Source organism: Anaerotruncus colihominis, assembly GCF_010206195.1.
Classification (GTDB): Bacteria; Bacillota; Clostridia; order Oscillospirales; family Ruminococcaceae; genus Anaerotruncus; species Anaerotruncus colihominis_A.
Genome location: NZ_VIQT01000003.1, coordinates 206,520 through 226,480 on the forward strand (window position 1 = coordinate 206,520; position 19,961 = coordinate 226,480).

Genomic DNA, 19,961 nt, shown 5'->3' on the forward strand with positions numbered 1-19,961 from the left:
TTTGTACATTGTGAATATTTAGCATTCAATATATCCTTTATTTGTAGGATAAAAGTACAATTCATCTTTCGAACAAGGAGGATTCTTATGTACCCTTCGGTTGATATGGAAACGATGACCTGGCTGGAATACCGCGAAAAAACCGATTCTATCCTGATTCTGCCCGTCGGCGCGACCGAGCAGCATGGTCCGCATCTCCCCTTATGTGTTGACGTGCTGCTCGCGCGCGCGTTTGCCCGCTGTCTCGCGCAGAAAATAAATGGTATTGTTGCGCCAGCACTATCCTATGGGTATAAATCGAAGCCGCAAAGCGGCGGCGGACCACTTTTTCCCGGTACCATCGACTTGTCCGGAGCGACTCTCCAGCAGCTTGCGGCCGATTTAATCGGTGAATTCGTGCGCGACGGATTTACGAAAATTTTCATCATGAACGCCCACTTTGAAAACGATCCGTTTCTGATCGAAGCCATGGATCTCTGCGCCGCCGAATATGCGGGGCGCGTCACGCTTGTTTTGTCCAACTGGTGGGACCCAATGCCCGACGAGCTGATCGGCCGCCTGTTCGACGAGACGCCGTTTCCCGGATGGGCCGCCGAACACGCCGCCATTACGGAAACCTCCCTGATGCTTTATTTCGCGCCGGAGCTTGTCCATATGGACCGTATCGACGACAGCGCGGCGGCCGCGCCGTGCGCCTACCATCGCTATCCTGTAAAGCCCGGCTGTGTCCCCGCGTCGGGCGTTCTTGCGTCGGCGCGCTCGTCCAGCGCCGAAAAGGGGCGGCTGATCGTCGAATCGGTCCTGCCGCGCCTGTGTGATATTGTCCGGGATGCCTTCGCATAGCGTATGCGCCGGCCCAGGGACAAAAAAGGCCCGCGGCGGAACATTCCGCCGCGGGCCTCAGCGTGTCGAAAATTCGACACGCTGCTGGCGGGCAACCAGAAATTACTGCGGCTCGCCGGCTCGCCTTGTGCATCCGTTTTCCCGCCAGTACCACCCTTCCTCTTACAAAACCGCTCACAGAGCGGTTTTGCGCTTTGAGGTATTTTTGTCCGGCGCATGTCCGGACAAAAATAGATTCCTATGGAGACAGCGCATCGCTATGTCTGCCGGATTTTTTTGATAGCCTGAGGCCCGCGGCGGAACATTCCGCCGCGGGCCTTTTAGTGGTCTGCGATCTTTGTATACTGTTTTTACGCCAGAGCAGCCGTATTCAGAACGGTAACGCCCGTATCGACCGTGGAGCCGTCGCCCGCATCGGTGCCGTCGAGCGCCGCGACAGCGGCTTTGATGCCCTCATAACCCATGACATCCGGGTTCTGAGCCATCGTGCACAACAGGGAGCCGTCCTTGATGAGGCTCTGGATCATATCGGATTTATCGAAGCCAACGCCGATCACATCGCCGCCGTCCTCTTTGATGGCGTTGCCCGTACCAACGGTGCAGCCTTCATTCGTTCCGAAGATACCCACGCAGCCCTGCGCGATATAGTTGGTCGCGATATCCTTCGACTTAGCGGCGTCGCCTTCGCTGTACTGCGTCTCGGCAATTTCAAAGTTGGTGCCTTCAAATGCGGAACGGAAACCATTCTCACGGTCAACTGTGGAAGTGGTGGCCGCATTCGTGTTGATAATACCAATCTTGCCTTCAGTGACGCCCTTATCATTCAGAGCCTTGAGCATCTCCTCACCAGCGGTCCTGCCCGCGGCGGTGTTGTCAGTCGCAAAGGTCTTGACAGCCGGGTGATTCGCCGGCGAATCGACATAGACGATCTTGACGCCGGCGGCCTCGGCCTCCTTCAGGGCAGCCACGTCCGCGTCCGGACCGTTCGCAGCCAGCAGAATGGCCTGCGCGCCGTCAGCAACGGCATTGTTAATGCATTCAATCTGCTTTGCGTCATCTTTGACATCCGGCGCCGTCCACTTGTAGTCGACGTTGCCAAGCTCGGCAACCGCCTCCTGGCAGCCCTTGTCCATGTTGACCCAGTGCTGATCCATCTGGTCCATGGAGATCATATAGATCTTGTAGGCGTCGCCGGAAGCAGCCGGAGTGGACGCGGCCGGAGCTGTGTCAGAGGCTGCGGGGGCCGACTCAGCCGGAGCGGATGGCGAAGCGGGCGAGCTGCCGCCGCTACATGCGGTGAACGCTGTGGCGAACATGGCTGATGCCAGCAATGCTGCAAAAATTCTTTTCATTTCTGTTTTCCTCCTAAAGATATTTGTAAAAGCCTGTTTTGGCTTTTCAAACGCCAAATTTTAATCAACCAGCCGCCGTCCCGGCGTTCTCGCCCTTTTTGGCCTTGCGGCGGCGCGGTTTACCGCCGCGCAGGAACACATCAAGCAAAACGGAGAGGACGACGATCACGCCGATGAGGATATTGCGGATGGCCACCGGCGCGCCGATGAACTGAAGACCGTTCTGGAGCACGCCCCAGATCGCGGCGCCGATAACAGTGCCCAGCAGGATGCCTTGGCCGCCAAGCGGAGAAACGCCGCCGATAACCGACGCGGCAACCGCATACATTTCGTAAGTATTGCCCGCATCCATTGTACCCATACCGCTGGTGGCGCAGATAATCAGACCGACCACGCACGCGCAGAACGCGCTGACGAGATACGCCTTGTTTGTGGTGCTGATCACATTGACGCCGGAAAGCTTGGACGCCTCGACGTTGCTTCCGATTGCGTAGATATGGCGGCCGGTGCGGGTGCGGCTGAGAATGAAGTTAAACACAAGCCAGATCACAATGGCGATCCAGATGGTATTGTATAGCCCAAGCAGCTTGCCGTAATAGAAGAAATCGCGGAAACCGGCGGCAGCGTCGCCAATGGAGTCGGTGTTGTAGTTATTGTTGGCGATCTGCGCGATGCCGCGCGCGATCTGCATGGTGCCGAGCGTGGCGATGAAGGGCGGCAGCTTATAGCGCGCGACCAGCTCGCCGTTGACAAAACCGATCAGCAGGCAGCAGGCCAATGTAATCAGCGCCGCGACCCAGGGGTTGACGCCTTTGGTCATCATAGTGGCGGAAATCATACAGCTCATGCCGACGACGGAGCCAATTGACAGGTCGATGTTGCCCGTAATCAGGATGTACGACTGACCGATGCCGATAATCAGCGTCGGAGCGATCTGCCGCAGCAGGTTGCCCATGTTTTTGCCGGAGAAGAACGATGGGTTCATCGCGCCAAACACCAGGCACAGGATGATTAAACCGATTGTAACCGTGACCACCTGGCCCATGCCGCGGATGGCCATGATTCTGCGTATTGGGGATCTCTTTTCCATATCCAATGCTCCTTCGCTTCAAATTCAGGCCGGCCGCGAGCCGTCGATTTTGCTCTCGAACCGGGTGGCGTATTCCAGCACCTCGTTCTGTGTCGTCTCGCGCGGGTCAAGCTCGCCGGTGACGCGCCCGTCGCACATGACGATGATCCGGTCGGAGATACCCAGCACCTCCGGCATTTCCGAGGATACAAACAAAACGCCGATCCCCTGCTTTTTCAGCTCGTTCATCAGGTTGTAAATTTCCACCTTGGCTGCGACGTCGATGCCGCGCGTCGGCTCGTCGAAGATGACGACACGCGAATCGCGCGCCAGCCATTTGGCTACGACCACCTTCTGCTGGTTGCCGCCCGACAGGCCGCCCGCGTCCGTTTCGGCGCTTGCCATCTTGATGGACAGGTTGCCGCGTGCTTTCTCAACCATCTCGTGTTCTTTTTTGCGGTTGACAACCCCCAGAGAATTGCACAGGATATCCAGGTTTGGCAGCGCAATATTGTCGCTGATTGAAAGCTTGGTGCACAGCCCGTCCTTTTTGCGATCCTCCGGCGCAAGCACAATGCCCGCGCGGATGGCGTCCATGGGGCAATGAATTTTAACCTGTCTGCCGTCGAGGACAACCTCGCCGGAATCCTTTGGATCGACGCCGAACAGCGCGCGTGTCGTCTCCGTGCGTCCCGCTCCCATCAGGCCGGCGATGCCGACAATCTCGCCCTCATAGAGATCGAAGCTGACATCGCGGACCATGCGCCCCGCGTTCAGATGTTTGACCTCCAGAATCTTGCGTCCGCGCTCGCACTGCACACGCGGGAATTTTTCCTTGATCTCGCGGCCGACCATGTTGGCGATGATCTCATCCATCGAAAAATCAGCAAAATTGCCGCTGGTGATGAATTTGCCGTCGCGCATGATGGTGACGCGGTCGACGATATGCTGCAATTCCTCCAGGCGGTGGGAGATGTAAACGATTCCGCACCCCTCGTCGCGCAGCTTGTGGATGATGACGAACAAGTCGTCGATCTCCTTGGATGTCAGCGCCGAGGTCGGCTCGTCCATAATCAGGATGCGCGCATTTGTCGAAAGTGCCTTGGCGATCTCAACCATCTGCTGTTTGGAAACAGCCAGGTCGCCGACGACCGTTTCCGGGTCAATCTGAATGTTCATACGGCCAAGCACAGCCGCGGCCTCCTCATTCATCTGCCTGGAGGAGAGCACGCCTGCGTGCGTCTTTTCGCGCCCGAGGAAGATATTCTCCGCCACGGTCAGATGCTGGCACATGTTCAGCTCCTGGTGAATGATAGCGACGCCAAGCTCCTGCGCCTTTTTCGGCGTGAGATCTCCGATCTGCTGGCCAAAGATCGTGACCGTACCCTCGTCGCGTGTATAAACGCCGCTGAGGATTTTCATCAGTGTCGATTTACCCGCGCCGTTTTCGCCGAGCAGCGCCATAACCTCGCCGGAGCGCAGGTTGAAGGACACGTCGTCCAGGGCCTTGACGCCTGGAAAAAGCTTGCTGATGTGGGCGAGCTCAACAATTGTCTCCTGCATAAAATACACCCGCCTTTCTCTTTGCTACTGCTGAAAGTATAGCATCGAACAGGGCGGGCGGGCTAGGGGGCGATCTTTTGTTTTAGGGGGACATCCTTACGAACTTTCCGTCATTTTTCTACGATATGCAAAATTTCAACTCATTATTTTATATATTTCGCACAATTTCATCGTGTCCTATGCGGATCATAGCCTTCCTCCTTGCTCAAAGCGCAAAAGCCATCCCGATCGTATTCGCGCAGCAGCGCGCCGTTTTCCGCCACAAGCAGCCGGTCGGCGACCGACAGGCTGTCGGAAATATTGACCATCAAAAGCACCAGTGCAATTCCCCGCGCGCGCAGCAATTCCAGCAGGTCGATGATGTGGCGGCGCCGATACATATCCGCGCCGAAAAATGGCTGTACACAAAATACGACTGCAGGCCGGTACAGATGCATACGGTAATATACAAGATTGTAAAGCGTCCGGCGCGAAAGGCGCCGCACATCACGTTCATAAATATCCTCTCCGAACACGGACGCGTATTCGCGCGCAATGCTCGCGCGCGCCGCCCGGCCGCTCCAGAAAAACTTTCCCTTTCGGTCGGCCAGAAAGCAGAGATTGTCGAGCGCCGTCAAGCCTTCGAAGATCATTGTACGCGTCGGGTCAGCCTGGATGACGCCGACTGCCTGCGCGCGTGTGCCGTCGCCGCCCGAAAACGGGCGGCCGCCCATCACGAGCCGTCCGCTGCGCGGACGTAAACCGCCGCTCATCAGCCCGACAATGTCCTCCAGAATCGTGTTGCTGCGGTCAAGCAGGGCGACGCATTCGCCCGGCAGGACACGCATGGAAAAGCCATGCAGGTTTTCCGTAACGACACGGTCAAATTCCAATGCCGGAAGCCGGCGGGGACCGATCGGCTCCGGCTGCACGACAGAACGCGAAAAATCGAGTGAACGGCTCCAGATCGCCTCGTCGCTCGCATATGGATGACGCAGCGTCAACACAATGCGCCCATCCTCCATGCCCGCCACACGGTCACAGATGGTAAACGCCTCCTCGTGGTGCGCGCAGAGATAGAGAAACGACAGCCCGCGCGCAGCGCACAGGCGCATCAGCGCCTGAAAGCGCGCCAGGTCGGCCGTGCTGATAATGTTGCTGATATCGCGGATCACCACAAGCCGCGCGCCGCCAAGAACCGCTTTCAGAAGCTCGATCGCGCACCGTTCATAGCCGGAGAGCGCTGCGGCGGGCGTATCCGGCGCGACATCGATCCCAAGTTCTCTGGCATGGCGCCAATATTGCTCCCGCAGCGTCCTGCGGCTGATCAGATACTTTTTAAAGCCGCGGCGCAGCACAAAGAGGTTTTCCATCACTGAAAGATCACCCACCAACCGGCCGCGCCGCTCGATCACCGCGACCCGGTTGCGCGTCATCGGGCTTTTGCGGTAGCTGTTTACAAGCTGCTCATCGAAATAAACAGAGCCGTAATGCAGCGGCAGATTCTTCTGCACCAGCTCCACCAGCTCGTCCTCGCCGTGATCGCTCATACACAAAAGCCCAAGAATCTCCCCACAAAACAGGTGCAGGCTCAGATCGGTCAGGCATGCGCTGCCGTCAACAACGCGCGTCACATGGTCCATGCGCAGAACTTCTTCCCTCATGACAGCGCCCCCGCATCCCGGCTGTCGCGCGGCAGCGTGATTTCCACATCGGTCCCGACGCCCGGCGTGCTCTGAACGCACAGGCCGTATTCCTCGCCGAACAGCAGACGGATACGGTTTTGGACATTGACAAGCGCGATGCCTCCGCGCGCGGATCCGCTGTGCACATATTCGATGCCGTTTGCGGAAAGGCGCCCGCTGAGCGCGTCGAGCGTGCCGGCAGGCATTCCGACACCATCATCCGACACGGTGATCAACAGACGTTTTTTCGTCCCCTCAATTCGGATACACAGGTTTCCCCGCCCCACTTTGCGCTCGATGCCGTGGACGATGGAATTTTCAACGATCGGCTGGAGCGTCAGCTTCGGCAGTTTACAGGCGTAAAGCGCCGTGCGGTCCTGCTCGTCGCACTCGATCGACAGGTTCAGCCGTTCGCCGAATCGGTAACGCTGAATGATACAGTAATTTTCAATGTTCTGAAGCTCCTCCTCCAGCGTGACAAGGTTCTCAACATTCGAAATTGTATACCGGAAAAAGGTCGCAAGCGCCTCCGTCATCTCCGCCACATTGTCCATACCGGCCGCGAGCGCCTCGCCGCGTATCCCCTCAAGCGTGTTATAGAGAAAGTGCGGGTTGATCTGATTTTGCAGCGCCAAATACTGCGCCTGCCGCTTTGTCGCTCCGATCAGATCGTTCGTCGCAAGAAACTCACGCAGCTTTGCAAACGCCGCCGCGTGCGCGGGGCTGGCCGCGTACCGCTGCTCTGAAACGCCCTGAAGCGTGTAGCCGTCGGCAAACAGCTCCATCATGCGCTCTGTCTCAAGAAACGGCCGGTACACAAGCCAGTCGAGCGCATAGCCAATCAGCGCGAGCAGCCCCGCGCCCGCCAGCGCGATCCACAGCCCGCCGCGTCCGGCGCAGGCCGCTGCCAGCGCCGCGAGCAGCAGAATGCAGACGCCAAAAAACGCCGCAAAGGCACACCGGACCCGCAGCGACAGAAAACGCGTCTTATTTTTCATTTCGCACGCACCGCCGTTTCACGGTCCATGCCCCTTTCCAGGCTGGAAAGAGGCGCGGCCGTTCAAGAATACAGCTTGCGGAATTCGCCGGGCTTGAGCCCCGTCGCCTTCTTAAAGCTTTTTGTAAAATATTTTAAATCCGAATACCCTACGCGCACACAGACCTCCGCGACAGACAGGTTTGTTTCACGCAGCAGATCCTTAGCGCGGTTCATGCGCACCTCCGACAGGTATTCCAAAAAGTTCTGCCCCGTCTCCTTTTTAAACAGCGAGCTGAAATATGATCCGCTGAACCCCACGATATTGCTCACCCATTCGAGCGTAAGCGGGTCGGCGTAGTGCTCCTGGATATACTGTTTGGCTGTGCGGATTGGCCGCGTATCCGCCTGGCGCTTCTGCTCGCTTAAAGCCTGCATCGCTTCTGAAAGCATCCCACGCAGGCAGCACCAGACATCGTCCGCGCTGGCGCACAGGTCCGCGCGGCGCGCAAAACGTTCGCGCAGCGTATCGCCTCCTGGTACATCGTACTGCAAATTGCGCGCGAGCAGATACCAGGTCCCGCACGCTTCGGCCGTCAGACGCAAAAGCTCACCGCCCGTATAGCCTCCGGCGTTTTCCAGCCCAGCGCGCATCGCTTCGATCGCTTCGAGCGCCATCATGGGGTTTAACAGCTCCAGCGCCGTCTGCATTGAACGGCCAAACTCGGCAGCCAGAGCCGCGGCGGCCGGGCAACCGCTGTTTTCAGGCGCCGTAAGCAGACGGCCCGTCCCTTCCACAAGGCGCTGGTCGAGCGCCGCGCGCGCCTCATCCAGCGACGCGGCCAATCCGGCGGGCGACGGCTGCGCCCCGCCAATACCAAGCGTAAATTCGCCCGCTACAAAGCTGCGCTGCACCAGCAGCTCGTCAAGAGCCGCGCGCAAGCTGCGGCGCACAGCCGGAGCGTCGTCCGGACGGTAGTTGAGCACGCCCCACGCCCGGCTGCTCTGAAAACACAATTCAAACTCCGTGCAGCAGCCCTCAAGCGCCGCACGGAAAATCTGCGCCACCTTCTCCTCCACAACATCAAAACCTCCGGCGGAAAAAATCGCTTCGTCACAATCGACCTTGACGCCGAATATCTGAAAATTGCCCGGCTCCATATGATATCGGTACGCGCGGTTAAACGCCCCCAGCTCATCCGGCACGCGCGCGCCAGCCAGCAGGTCGCCGAACAGGCCGGAACGCAGCCGGTCCAGATCGCTTTGCAGGCGTAGGCGCATCTGCTCCTCGCGCGAAAGCTGCTCGGTCCGGCGCAGCCAGCGCCCGTGCATTTTTTCCAGCGTGGCGACCAGTTCGTCCTTTTTGATGGGCTTGAGCAGATAGTCGCCCGCGCCGTATTTGAGCGCGCTCTGCGCGTATTCAAAGTGGCGGTAGCCGCTGACGATGATAAATTCCAACACCGGGTCGAGCTGGCGGGCGCGGCGGATCAGTTCGATCCCATCGCAGCCGGGCATACGGATGTCGGTGATCATCAGGTCGGGACGGCGCGTTTCAATCAGCTCGAGCGCCTCCAGGCCGTTGTGCGCAACACCGACAATCTCCATATCCATGGCGGCCCAATCCACCAGCTTTTGAATCAGCAGGCAGACCTTCTCCTCATCGTCCGCGATGACAACTCTCATCATAGTCGCTCCCTCCGTCGGCGGCGCGTCAGTGCTCGAACAGCTCCGATTCCACCGCCGCACAAAGCAGGTGGTAAACGGCGATGTGATATTCCTGGATACGGTAGGTCTCGTGCTCCGGCATCACAAGGCATACGTCGCACAGCCGCGCCAATTCGCCGCCGTCACGCCCGGAAAGCCCAAGCGCCGCCACGCCCGCAGCGCGCGCCGCGATCACAGCAGCCGCCACATTCTTCGCGTTGCCCGACGTGCTGATGCCGATCAGCAGATCGCCGGGCCGGCCGTATCCAATCACCTGCTGCGCGTAGATCAAATCCGGGTCGACATCGTTCATAAATGCCGTCACAAGCGCGGGATGCGCCAGCAGTGCGATCGCCGGCAGCCCCTGTTGAAGCTTCTCTGCAATCTGCGCGCCGCGTTCGCCGCCTGCTTTCACAAATGCATCTTTCTGTTCGTCCGTCAGCGGGCGCCGGAGCAAAAAGCCCTTCATCAGTTCGCCGGCGATGTGATCACAGTCGGCGCAGCTTCCGCCGTTGCCGCACAGCAGCAGCTTGCCACCCGCCCGGTAGGTTGTTAAAATCATCTCATACGCCTTTAAAATCGTGTCCCTATCCGGCGCGAGCGCGGGCCAGCGGTCAAAAAAACTGTCAAACATCTCCTGTGTGCGCTGCTTCATTCCATAATACCCCCTTCGGTTGTCTCCAAATGGTATGATGCGACCGTCAGCGCGGCCAGATCACCCACGGATTCGGTCAGCCCGGCCGGTACAACCTCGCAGGCCGCGCGCGCGGCGGGCAGCGTTTCGCGCTCGATCACGGCGCGCGCGGCCGGCCACAGCTCGTTTTGCGACCGCGCAAAGATACTGCCGATCACAATCCGCTCCGGATTGAGCAGGTCGATGAGAATTGAAAGCCCCTGCCCGAGCCGCCGCCCACAGGCTGCCATAATCGCAAGCGCCAGCTCGTCACCCGCCTCGGCGGCGCGCCCCACCTTCGCGGCGGTCAGCGTGGGAAGCTCGGACAGCGTGGGACACAGCGGCGGCTTTTCGCCGCGCTGGAGGCGTTCGCGCGCCATGGTTTCGGCAAGCTGCGCGATACCGCCGCCGCTGCAAAAGCCCTCAAACGAACCGGATTTGCCATAGCCGGCCGGACCGCAGTCCGCCAGCCGGATATGTCCGGCCTCGCCGGCCATGTCGCTCGCGCCCTCATAAAGCCGGCCGTCCAAAATCAGCCCCGCGCCAAGCCCTGTGCCGAACGTCAGAAAGATCATGCTGCGGCAGCCGCGTCCCGCTCCGAGCTTCCACTCAGCCAGCGCGCAGGCGTTCGCGTCGTTGCAAAGGCGCGCCGGGACGCCGAGCGCCTTTGATACATAGGCCGCCGCTGGGATTTCATCCCATCCCACAAGGTTTGGAGGGGAAAGGATCTCTCCGCGCCGGCTGTCAAGCGGCCCGCCGCAGCTGATACCCGCGGCGGACGGCCGCTGCGGCGCGCGGACCATGCACTCCTGCGCGTCCGCACAAAGCTCCGCCAACAGCTCCAAAGGCGCGCGGCCGGCCGTTGGGCGGCTTTCGCAGCGGTGCAAAAGCCGTACCCCACCGTCCGCCGCGCGCTCACCAAGCGAGACGGCGCATTTTGTCCCGCCGATATCGATGCCGATCAAATACATGACGATCCCTCCCATACTCCTACACACGTAACCCAAGCCACTGTTTGAGCGCGTCAAGACAGGTAAAATCGCCGATCAGCGCATCCGCGCCCGCTTTGACAAGGCGCTCGCGCTTGACGGGATTGACCCCGCGCAGCGCCGTCTCATCCGTGGCCGCGCCGAGCGCATACGCGCCGCACGCCGCGCCGAGCGCAATTTCTACCTTGCCGTCGCCGACCACAAGCAGCCGGTCGCCCGCCAGCTTCTTTTCCTCAAGCAGCAGCCTGAGCACCGCCTCTTTCGAGCAGGCGGCGGCGCGCTCCGGCGCGCCGCGAATTTCGGAAAAACAGTCCGCGACGCCGAGGATGCCCGCCTCGCGCAGCACGTCGCGATGATCGGTGCCGCTGGCGAGATAAACGTCGACGCCCGCCTCCCGCAGCGTATGCAGAAAATCGACTGCGCCCGCGATCAGATATTGCTCCGGGCGGTCCTCGCCGCTCTCAAGCCGCTGTATGCGTTCGCCCACGCGCTGCATCAGGCGGCGGTTGTATTCATCCTTATACCACCATTCGTCGCGTCCGGGCGCGCCGCCATTGGCCGCGACGGCCTGTTCGGCGAGCCAGCGCATCTGATAGACCGTCTGGATGCCGGTCGACTGGTCGATATATTCGTCAACCCTGCGCCGCAGCGCGTCGTCAACTTGTCCGCCGCCGATGTATTCCAACATCATCGGCCGCATGACCTCCTCCCATCCGCAGCGCAGCGTGGAAAAGGTCCCGTCGAAATCAAAAATTGCGGCGCGTATACGGCCGCCCGGCAGACGATCCGGATGCAGGATTTCAAGTCCGTTTTTGCTGTTGTTCACCGGCTGTTCTCCTCAAATTTCTGTATAATTTCCGCAGGCGACGCGGTTCCGGTCGTCCCGATCTTTTTAACCGTCACGCCGGATGCAAGATTGGCAAACGCGAGCGCCTCCCCGCCGGCAGCTCCGACAGCGCGCGCCGCACAGAACGCCGACAAAAACGTATCCCCCGCCCCGACGATATCGACCGGCGGCTTCTGCGGGCGCGTCGGCGCGAAGGCAAGCCCTTCGCCGCTGCTGTACCACAGCGCGCCCACCTCGCCGAGCGTGACGATCACCGGACGGCCCGTGCGCTCGGAAAGCGCCTTTGCGATTTCGCCGTATTCCTCCGGCGCCGGCGTATCAGACGGCGCGCGCCCAACGGCCAGCGCCGCTTCGACCTCGTTCGGCTTGAGAATCACGCCGGTGTAAAGCGCGGCGTTCTCGCGGCTGTCGACGATCACAGGCATACGCCCTCCGATCTCGGCCAGGCGCGCGCGCACGCGTCCGGTCAGCACGCCGTGGCGGTACTGGTCGCACACCGCGATAATGTCGCAGCGTTCGGCCGCTTCGTCGAGCGCCGCGAGCACCCGTTCCTCATCGTCGGCGGAGACCGGCTCAAAGTTCTCAAAGTCGATGCGCGGATCCTCATACACCGTCTTGGAGATGCCCGCGCGCAGAGGCTTGCAGTAACATGGCGTCACGCGGCCCTGGCTGACGATGAGACGGCCTGTGTCGACGCCCCGTTTTGCAAAGCAGTCGCGCAGCAGAAAACCGCGCCAGTCGTCCCCGATGACCGAAACCACCGTCAGCTCCCCGACGCCGAGCGCCCGCAGGTTGCAGGCCACGTTGCCGCCGCCGCCCGGCGAAGCCGTCTCGCCGACGACCGGCAGCGGGAAATGCGGCGTCTCGCGCGACAGGCGCGACAGGCGCATATCCGCCCGCCAGTACAGGTCGAGGCAGACGTCGCCGATCATACAGACGCGCGCGTTTTGTATATCCCCGGCGAGCGCGCGCACGCGCGCCCCGTCAAGCTCCACCCGCTTCATGACGCGCGCCCCTCAATCAAGACGGGCCAGACGCCGGTACAGGGACGGGATCGTCTCAAGATGGTTGCCGTAGATGTAAAGACCCGTGCCGCCGCCGGAGGTCGGACGGTTGATAACATTCTTGCGCGGACGGTAATAATAATCGTACTTATCTTTTCCTATATCGGTACGATAATCGCCCATCGGCAGAATATCAAAATTGGCCGTTGTAATCTGAAAGGTCGGATAACCCTGGTTGCGCGCAATGGACAGCGCCTTCAAAAACACCTCCGCGCCGGTGACGGCCGAACCGATGTTCATATGCACGCCGCCGTCAAGTGTCGATATCGAATGGCAGAAGTACGCGAAATCGACGCCGCTCGTGCGCCCGATCGCGCCGAAATCGGCATATGGATGCTGATGGATGATGTCGGTGCCGATCGTGACATGATATGTCACCGGCACGCCCATCTGAAAGGCGCGGTAGAGCACACAGTCCTGCTTATTCGGAAAACGCTCCGGATGCCCGTCGATATAAGCGGCTAAACTCTGTCCATAACCATAGCCGCACGCGTCGCCCTCACGAATCGCCTCGTTCATCCAGCGCCCGGTTTCCTCCCACATGCCGAAGCTGCCGTCCTCAATCGCAGTAGGCACATGCTCCGACGTGCCGCCCAGGTACGCCAGCTCAAAATCGTGGATGCTGCCGGCGCCGTTGCTGGCCAGGTGGGTGATATAGCCGTTTTCCATCAGCCGGATCAGATACCGCGATAGGCCGCACTTGATCACATGCGCGCCGATAAAGCAGGTGATTGTGCGTTTTTCATCGCGCGCCTTTTTAAGCTTTTCGACCAGCACGTCAAACTCCGGGCTTGTGAACAGCGGACCCTGCTCCTGCCCCGGCACAGCCATGTTGTCGATGCGCACCAGATTGTGGCGGTCGTGCGCGGAAAAGGTTTTTGTCTTTGTGAAATCAATTTTGTCAGGCTGGAACATCTGCGAAACGCCTCCCTGGGACTGTGGTCCCGCCAATTTTTAAAACGACTTTACAAATTGCTTTTTTCATATTATAATAAAGCCACCCAAAAAAGTCAAGGAGGCGCATTAAAAATGCCCCAGACCGTCAAAGGCGGAAACGCCCAGGACATGAAAACGCGCAACCGTCTGCTTGTGCTGCAAATGCTCTGTACATGCGGTCCGCTTTCGCGGGGGGAAATCGCCGGGCGGGCAGGGCTTTCAAAGATGACAGCTACCAACATCATCTCCGACCTGGAGGCAGCCGGCCTGATCGCCGAGGAGAAGGGCGAATCGGCGGGCGCGGGCCGCAGGCCCGGGCTGATACGGCTTTCGCCCGCGTCGCCGCTCGTCTGTGGGATCACGATCGGCCGGCGGCGGTGCGAAGCAGTCCTCGCCGATCTGTCCGCGCAAATCGTCGCGCGGGAATCAGCCTGCTATGACAACGCGCTTGACGGGCCCCGGCTTTCAGAGCTGCTCGCGCGCCTGTGCAGCCGCCTGCTGGGGCGGGCCGGCCGGCCTGTCACCGGCATTGGAGCCGCAGCGCTCGGCCCGCTCAACGCGCGCGCCGGTACGCTGCTTTGCCCGCCCAATTTCTACGGTATCGAACATCTGCCCGTGCGCGCCATCCTTTCGGAGGCGTCCGGCCTGCCCTGCGTGCTGCTGCACGACGTTTCAGCCGCCGCGCTCGCGGAACAGCTCTATGGGGCGGGGCGGGCGTTTGAGAGCTTTTTTTACCTGCAAATCCGCGACGGCATCGGTGCGGGCATGGTCCTCGACGGCGAGCTGTTCGACGGCGTGGCCGGACTGAGCGGCGAACTTGGACATGTTTCCATCAATTTTGAGGGACCGAAGTGCGCCTGCGGCGGCCGCGGCTGCCTGGAGTGTTATGCCAGCGAGCGGGCGCTGCTCGCTTACGCGCATGAATATGCCGCCCAAACCGGCGGCGCTGCGCCCGAAAACTGGTCCGACGCCATCCGTGCCGCAGGCGCGGGCGACGCAGCCTGTGCCGCCGCGTTGGAACGATACTGCGGCTACGTGGCCGCCGCGCTTTCCAACGCGTTATGTCTCGTCGATGTGCACCGCGTCTTTGTCGGCTATGACGGGGACGAAAACGGCCTGCTGGAGCGCCTGCTCGAACAGCGTGTCAATGAGCGCCTGCAAATCGCCGGCTGCCGGCGGATCACCGTACAGCGCAGCTCATTTGGGAGCGAGGCCTCCATTTACGGAGCGGCGGCGCTTGCCGCGCGGCACGTGTTCGACGGAACGTTCCCGCTGCCACAGCGTGTCTAAGCCCCCTGTAATACGTGGCGCGCCCCGCAAAAAAGCGGGGCGCGCCACGTTGTTTATCTGCCCGCCTGCGCCGCCAGCATGGCGGCGCCGATCAAGCCGGCCTTATAGCCGAGCGTACACGCCTCAATACGGGCGGACGGCGCGCCTTCGCCGCCGAACACCTGTGGATAAACGCGCGCGCGCAGCGGCCTGAACAATCCCTCACCCTCCTTGGCGATACCGCCGCCAAGGCTGACAACCTCGGGCTGAAAGATATTGATGATATTGGCCACACCGCAGGCAAGCGCGTCGATATAGTCGTCTACAACCGCCTGTCCGGCAGCGTCGCCGGCCTTGGCCGCGTCGAACGCGGTGCGCCCCGTAACGCCCTCTCGCGCCAATTTTGCAAGCAGGCTTTCCGGATGGGTCTGCGCAGCCTCTCGCGTGCTTGTGATCAGCCCCGTCGCTGAGGCATACGCCTCCAGACAGCCGCGCCGTCCGCAGGTGCACAGCCGTCCGTTGCGTTCAATCACCATATGTCCCACTTCACTGGCAGCGAAGTTAGAGCCGGTTAAGATTTCTCCGTCGAGCACAACGCCCGAGCCGACGCCCGTGCCGAGCGTCACAACGACGGCGCTCTTTGTTCCCCGCGCGCTGCCCGCGCAGTATTCGCCGAGCGCGGCGACATTCGCGTCGTTCCCCATAGCTGCGCGCAGCCCCAGGTGATCCATCAGCCGTGTGCGCACCGGATAGTCACGCCAGTCGAGATTGTTGGAATACTCCACCACGCCCGTCTGTGGATTGACTGTCCCAGGGCACCCAACGCCAAGCCCGTCCATCTGCTCCAGCGTCAGGCCCGCTTCATCGAGCGCGGTGCGCACAGCCGCCGCAATATCCGCGCAGACCTCATCCGCACTGCGCGGCAAAGCTGTCGGCAGGCTGCCTTCGCCCAAAATCGCACAGCCGCCGTCCACAACGGCCGCCTTGATATTTGTTCCGCCTAAATCAACCCCGATATAATACATATCGTCCCCTCCGTGCCAACTTTTCAAACAGTCATATGGTTGTCAAAAGGAGCGTGCCCGCTCCGTCAAGCGCAAATTCCGGCGCATCAGCCGGGATGAAAGCGCTGCTTCCCTTTTTAAGCGCAAGCGTCTCGTTCCCACAGCAAAGCGACGCCACGCCGTCCAGGCACAGGACAGACACAAACGACGCGCCGCCCGGCGTGTACGAATAGCGTCCCGCAAGCTTGAGCGTATCCGCGGTAAAGTAGGCGCAGCCAGCCAGCCGGCGCAGCGTACCGCCGGCGACCGGACGCGGCGGCACGGCGCCCGGCGCGTCCTGACTGGCGGGCGCAAGGCACGCGACCTGCATCGCCTTATCGATGTGCAGCGGGCGGGGCTTTCCGTCCGCGCCGACGCGGCCGAAATCATAAACACGATAGGTCGTATTTGAGTTTTCCTGAATCTCCGCCAGCAGAATGCCCGCCCCAATGGCATGGACCGTCCCGGCGGCGATAAAGAAGACATCCCCCGGGTGAACTGGGGCCTTGTGCAGCACTTCGGTGATGGTATTGCTGGCTATGCGCCGGCGCGCCTCATCGGCTGAAATCTCCCGCTCAAAGCCAAAATACAGGAACGCGCCCGGCTCGCAGTCGAGGATATACCACATTTCCGTCTTGCCGCGTTCCCCCTCCACGCGCATACCGTACACATCATCGGGATGCACCTGCACTGAAAGGTTCTGCGCGGCGTCGATGAGTTTCACCATCACTGGGAAATCACCGGCCGGGCAGCGGCTTCCAAGAGCGGCGGGGTTGTCCTTTATAAATGCGGAAAACCGCGTCCCGGCCAACGGACCGGAGGCGATCACCGCATCGCCGTCCGGATGCGCCGACAGCTCCCAGCTCTCGGCCAGCGGCGCGGGGCCGTCCTTCCCGAATTGGTCGCGCAGCTTCACGCCGCCCCAAATATAATCCTTAAACGCCGGATTGAGCAAAAACGGCAGCATCAACAAAACCTCCTTATTGCCTGCTGTCGCTTTCAGCCGCAGGCTCCCCTTTAAAATCCTGTTCTCATCCTATCCGATTTGTGAGATAAAGTCAACAAAATTCCATCCAATTACTTCCTATTGTAAGATTTGTACAAAAAATGAGCCTCCTTGCAGGAGGCCCATTTTTAGAACCTGTATTCACAGCCAGAGGATGCTGGGCAGGCGAGGCGTTTTGTACCTGATCAAGGCGAATTTTTGCAGGCGGGCTGTCGTCCGGCAAGAAAATTTAACGTGGAGCGGGGGCAAAAGGCCCGCCTGGACAGCGTGTGGCGACTGTGAATACAGGTTCTTAGCTTGCCTGTTCGAGCCGGTCCGTAATATACCGTTCGACATCCTCGCGCGCAATTCCCAAAACGACCGCAAATTCGCCGTAAAGCAGATCCTCGGCGCGCTTCCTATACCGCTGGTCAAGCTGCGCCGGCTTTTTTCCGTTTTTCTGGCAGACCGCATTTTTGCTGTGGACCATCTTGATAAGCTGTACAAGCGTCTCACACTGATGCGTGTCAAAGCACGCGCGGTAACTGTCGGATAAAACGCGCTGATTGCGCCCATCGTATATCTCCCCCCTGATGGAGGGAATTTTCGCAATCAGCTCCTCGGCGGCCTGTCTTGTCAGAATGGGACGCGTAAACACCGGCGTGTCAATCGGTGCATAAATCACGCCCGCCTGATAAACGGGCGCAAGCGTATAATACAGCTTGTTGCCGTCAGCGCCTTTGATATGGTCCGGGTGGCCGACCTGTTCCACACGGCATACGCCTGTGTTCCCATAAATAATCATATCCCCTTCTTGAAACATCACATCACCGTTCCTTTACCCATCAGATTCCTATATCTTCTATTTATATTTTATCACTTTTTAACAAGCTTTAGCAAACTTTTTTCTGTAAACCCAATAATATTGTTTATTTTGCGCATGAATATCGCAGAAGGTTTTTGCATATTTTGTCCATATCTATCACCAACAAAGCCGCCCGCGCCGCAAAAGCGGCGCGGGCGGCTCACAGTGTCCGGGCAAAGCCTCAGTGATAGACGCCCTGCGCGATCTGCATCACATACCGTTCCCCGATGGAATCGGTGATATCAAGAAAAACCGGCTCCCCGGTTGCCAGGAATCCGACATGCTCCATCCGCAGAATCGGTGTAGAAACGCTGATATGCAGCCGCCGCGCGGTATCTTCATCCGTCAGCGTTGCAGTAACGAAGCTCTCGCCGTGATGAAGCGGTACGCCGAGCTTTTCGGTGAGCATGGCGATCAGCGACATCTCCAGCATCCCGGCTTGAAGGGTCGGTACATAAGCGTGGTTGATATATGCCGTACAGTGGGAAATCGGCTCCTGATCCGCCAGACGCACGCGGGAAAGACTCCATACGGGCGCGCCAAGCTCAAGCCGCAGATGTTTTGCGACCTTTTCATCAGCCGGAACGAGCGCGAGCCGGATATCCCGTATGCCCGGCACCAGCCCGGAAACAAGCAGCTGATCTGTAAAGCTTTTGATCACCGCGGAGGAATGATCGAGCGCGACGCCGCTTTTAAACGTTCCGCGTCCCTGTATTTTAGTCAGCAGCCCCTCGTTGACCAAGGCTGTAATCGCCTGACGGACAGTGCCGCGGCTCACATCGTACTTGACGGCGAGCTGCTGCTCCGTCTCGATCTGCTCCCCATAGGCCATATCCTTGATCTCTTGGCGCAGATCCTCCATTATTTGATGATATAAGGAGATACCTGCAACTTTTTTCAGAGCACTCATTTTTTCACCCGGATCGTGGCAATTTGAAAGCGCAGGTCCCCGCCGCAGCGGGCAAGGACCTGCTGATTCCTGTTTTCATAATACACATTCATCCGAAATCTGTCAACAGATGAACCCATGATTTTCCATATTTTTACTTATGAAGCGGTTCCGCGGAAATTTCAATTTTACCAGCTATGATATCGTCATACGCCGCTTTGATCTTAGCCTTGGCGTCGCTGCTCAGTGGGGAATTGTCAAGATACTCAAAATTGCAGACGCCTTCAGAAATACCGTAATCGACGCGCTGCCCGCCCTGGAAATTGCCGGCGATCGCATCCTCGATAAACTGGATTACCATCAAATCAAAGAAATTGACCGCGCTTCCCAGCTCCAGGTCGCCAAGCACATCCTGATAATGTATATCCCACGCGACAAACGGGACGCCCTTTTCGGCCGCCGCCTGCGCGCCGCCCACGCCTGTGCCGCCTGCCGCCGCCGCGATCACGTCGCAGCCCTCGTTTACCAGCATCAGACCAAGCTCCTTGCCCTTGGTGGGATCGGTCCATGTGTTCGCATAGGCGACCATATCCTCTATATCCGGATTGACGCTGCGCATGCCCTGCTGCCAGCCGGCAACGATTCCATTGATGACCGGTTCATCGGCGCCCGCGACAATTCCAACCTTGCCGGCCTTTGTCGTGCAGGCCGCCGCCACACCCGCCAGATATCCTGTCTCGGTGCGGTTAAGGCCGAACTCCTGGATATTCGGATAGCTTCCGATGTCCGCGATCACGCCGTCCAGGCTGCCGAACAGGATATCAGGGAACTCGCCCGCCACAGTGGTCGTCGCGTCCGCCATGCTCGAATAGGTTGTAATGATGATGTCATATCCGGCCTGCGCCAGCGCGCGCGTCTTTGGCTCATATTCGCTTGACTGCGTCGCCTCGACGACCTTGACCTCGACATTCGGATGCTCCTTCTGGTAATCGCCCAGCCCCGCCACGAGATTCTGAAGCCATTCGGCTTCATCAATCGCCATGTCGGAAACGAGCGCGACCTGCCATGTCTTTTCCGCCGTATCCGCGCCCGGGGCGGCGGGCGCATCCGTCGCCTGTGAAGCAGAAGCGGGCGTATCCTCCGTTTGCTTGCCGCCGCATCCCGTCAGCGGAGCTGCGGCGAGGGTCAGCGCCAGTGCGAGGGCCGTCCATTTGAAATACGTTTTCATTG

18 protein-coding genes are annotated in these 19,961 nt (G+C 59.7%); 2 read left to right on the forward strand and 16 right to left on the reverse strand.

The window, feature by feature from the left end:
* Positions 1-87: 87 nt before the first annotated feature.
* Positions 88-843, forward strand: a complete 756-nt coding sequence (locus FMM72_RS01985; protein ID WP_160209549.1) for a creatininase — start codon at positions 88-90, stop codon at positions 841-843.
* 350 nt (positions 844-1,193) lie between these two features.
* Here FMM72_RS01985 and FMM72_RS01990 read toward each other — a convergent pair whose 3' ends face one another.
* The 11 genes from FMM72_RS01990 to FMM72_RS02040 all read right to left on the reverse strand — a co-directional run bounded on the left by FMM72_RS01990 (position 1,194) and on the right by FMM72_RS02040 (position 13,659).
* The gene (locus FMM72_RS01990) at positions 1,194-2,195 is read right to left on the reverse strand and encodes a substrate-binding domain-containing protein (RefSeq protein ID WP_162220423.1); all 1,002 of its coding nucleotides are present in this window, start codon (positions 2,193-2,195) and stop codon (positions 1,194-1,196) included.
* Between the two features lie 64 nt (positions 2,196-2,259).
* The gene (locus FMM72_RS01995) at positions 2,260-3,285 is read right to left on the reverse strand and encodes an ABC transporter permease (protein WP_369882953.1); all 1,026 of its coding nucleotides are present in this window, start codon (positions 3,283-3,285) and stop codon (positions 2,260-2,262) included.
* 24 nt (positions 3,286-3,309) lie between these two features.
* Positions 3,310-4,827, reverse strand: coding sequence for a sugar ABC transporter ATP-binding protein (locus FMM72_RS02000; protein ID WP_162220424.1), 1,518 nt, complete (start codon positions 4,825-4,827; stop codon positions 3,310-3,312).
* Positions 4,828-4,994: 167 nt separating this feature from the next.
* Complete coding sequence (locus tag FMM72_RS02005; RefSeq protein WP_162220425.1) at positions 4,995-6,470, reverse strand: sugar ABC transporter ATP-binding protein; 1,476 nt, start codon at positions 6,468-6,470, stop codon at positions 4,995-4,997.
* Positions 6,467-7,489, reverse strand: coding sequence for a sensor histidine kinase (locus tag FMM72_RS02010; RefSeq protein ID WP_162220426.1), 1,023 nt, complete (start codon positions 7,487-7,489; stop codon positions 6,467-6,469). Before FMM72_RS02010 ends, FMM72_RS02005 begins: the two co-directional genes overlap by 4 nt.
* Before the next feature lie 62 nt (positions 7,490-7,551).
* Positions 7,552-9,153, reverse strand: a complete 1,602-nt coding sequence (locus FMM72_RS02015; protein ID WP_160209554.1) for a response regulator — start codon at positions 9,151-9,153, stop codon at positions 7,552-7,554.
* A gap of 25 nt (positions 9,154-9,178) precedes the next feature.
* Positions 9,179-9,826 (reverse strand): D-sedoheptulose-7-phosphate isomerase, encoded by a 648-nt coding sequence (locus FMM72_RS02020; RefSeq protein ID WP_162220427.1) that lies wholly within the window; start codon positions 9,824-9,826, stop codon positions 9,179-9,181.
* Positions 9,823-10,815 carry an ROK family protein gene (locus tag FMM72_RS02025; protein WP_160209556.1) on the reverse strand — a complete coding sequence of 331 codons (993 nt, stop codon included), beginning with the start codon at positions 10,813-10,815 and terminating at the stop codon, positions 9,823-9,825. The genes FMM72_RS02020 and FMM72_RS02025 overlap by 4 nt, the downstream gene beginning before the upstream one ends.
* Positions 10,816-10,834: 19 nt before the next feature.
* Complete coding sequence (locus FMM72_RS02030; protein ID WP_162220428.1) at positions 10,835-11,659, reverse strand: HAD family hydrolase; 825 nt, start codon at positions 11,657-11,659, stop codon at positions 10,835-10,837.
* On the reverse strand, positions 11,656-12,684 hold the full coding sequence (locus tag FMM72_RS02035) for a bifunctional heptose 7-phosphate kinase/heptose 1-phosphate adenyltransferase (RefSeq protein ID WP_162220429.1): 1,029 nt from the start codon (positions 12,682-12,684) through the stop codon (positions 11,656-11,658). The genes FMM72_RS02030 and FMM72_RS02035 overlap by 4 nt, the downstream gene beginning before the upstream one ends.
* 12 nt (positions 12,685-12,696) lie before the next feature.
* On the reverse strand, positions 12,697-13,659 hold the full coding sequence (locus tag FMM72_RS02040; protein ID WP_162220430.1) for a hypothetical protein: 963 nt from the start codon (positions 13,657-13,659) through the stop codon (positions 12,697-12,699).
* Positions 13,660-13,773: 114 nt separating this feature from the next.
* Between FMM72_RS02040 and FMM72_RS02045 the strand changes: the two genes are divergently transcribed.
* Positions 13,774-14,970 (forward strand): ROK family transcriptional regulator, encoded by a 1,197-nt coding sequence (locus FMM72_RS02045; RefSeq protein WP_162220431.1) that lies wholly within the window; start codon positions 13,774-13,776, stop codon positions 14,968-14,970.
* Positions 14,971-15,023: 53 nt separating this feature from the next.
* Here the strand turns inward: FMM72_RS02045 and FMM72_RS02050 are convergent, their stop codons facing one another.
* The 5 genes from FMM72_RS02050 to FMM72_RS02070 all read right to left on the reverse strand — a co-directional run bounded on the left by FMM72_RS02050 (position 15,024) and on the right by FMM72_RS02070 (position 19,959).
* Positions 15,024-15,974, reverse strand: coding sequence for an ROK family protein (locus FMM72_RS02050; protein ID WP_162220432.1), 951 nt, complete (start codon positions 15,972-15,974; stop codon positions 15,024-15,026).
* A gap of 31 nt (positions 15,975-16,005) precedes the next feature.
* Positions 16,006-16,959 (reverse strand): type I phosphomannose isomerase catalytic subunit, encoded by a 954-nt coding sequence (locus tag FMM72_RS02055; protein WP_162220433.1) that lies wholly within the window; start codon positions 16,957-16,959, stop codon positions 16,006-16,008.
* A 331-nt stretch (positions 16,960-17,290) separates the two neighbouring features.
* The gene (locus tag FMM72_RS02060; RefSeq protein WP_160209605.1) at positions 17,291-17,800 is read right to left on the reverse strand and encodes a CarD family transcriptional regulator; all 510 of its coding nucleotides are present in this window, start codon (positions 17,798-17,800) and stop codon (positions 17,291-17,293) included.
* A 223-nt stretch (positions 17,801-18,023) separates the two neighbouring features.
* A complete protein-coding gene (locus FMM72_RS02065; RefSeq protein ID WP_160209563.1) occupies positions 18,024-18,752 on the reverse strand; it encodes a GntR family transcriptional regulator in 729 nt (242 codons plus the stop codon).
* Positions 18,753-18,885: 133 nt separating this feature from the next.
* A complete protein-coding gene (locus tag FMM72_RS02070) occupies positions 18,886-19,959 on the reverse strand; it encodes a BMP family ABC transporter substrate-binding protein (RefSeq protein WP_162220434.1) in 1,074 nt (357 codons plus the stop codon).
* Between the last annotated feature and the right edge of the window lie 2 nt (positions 19,960-19,961).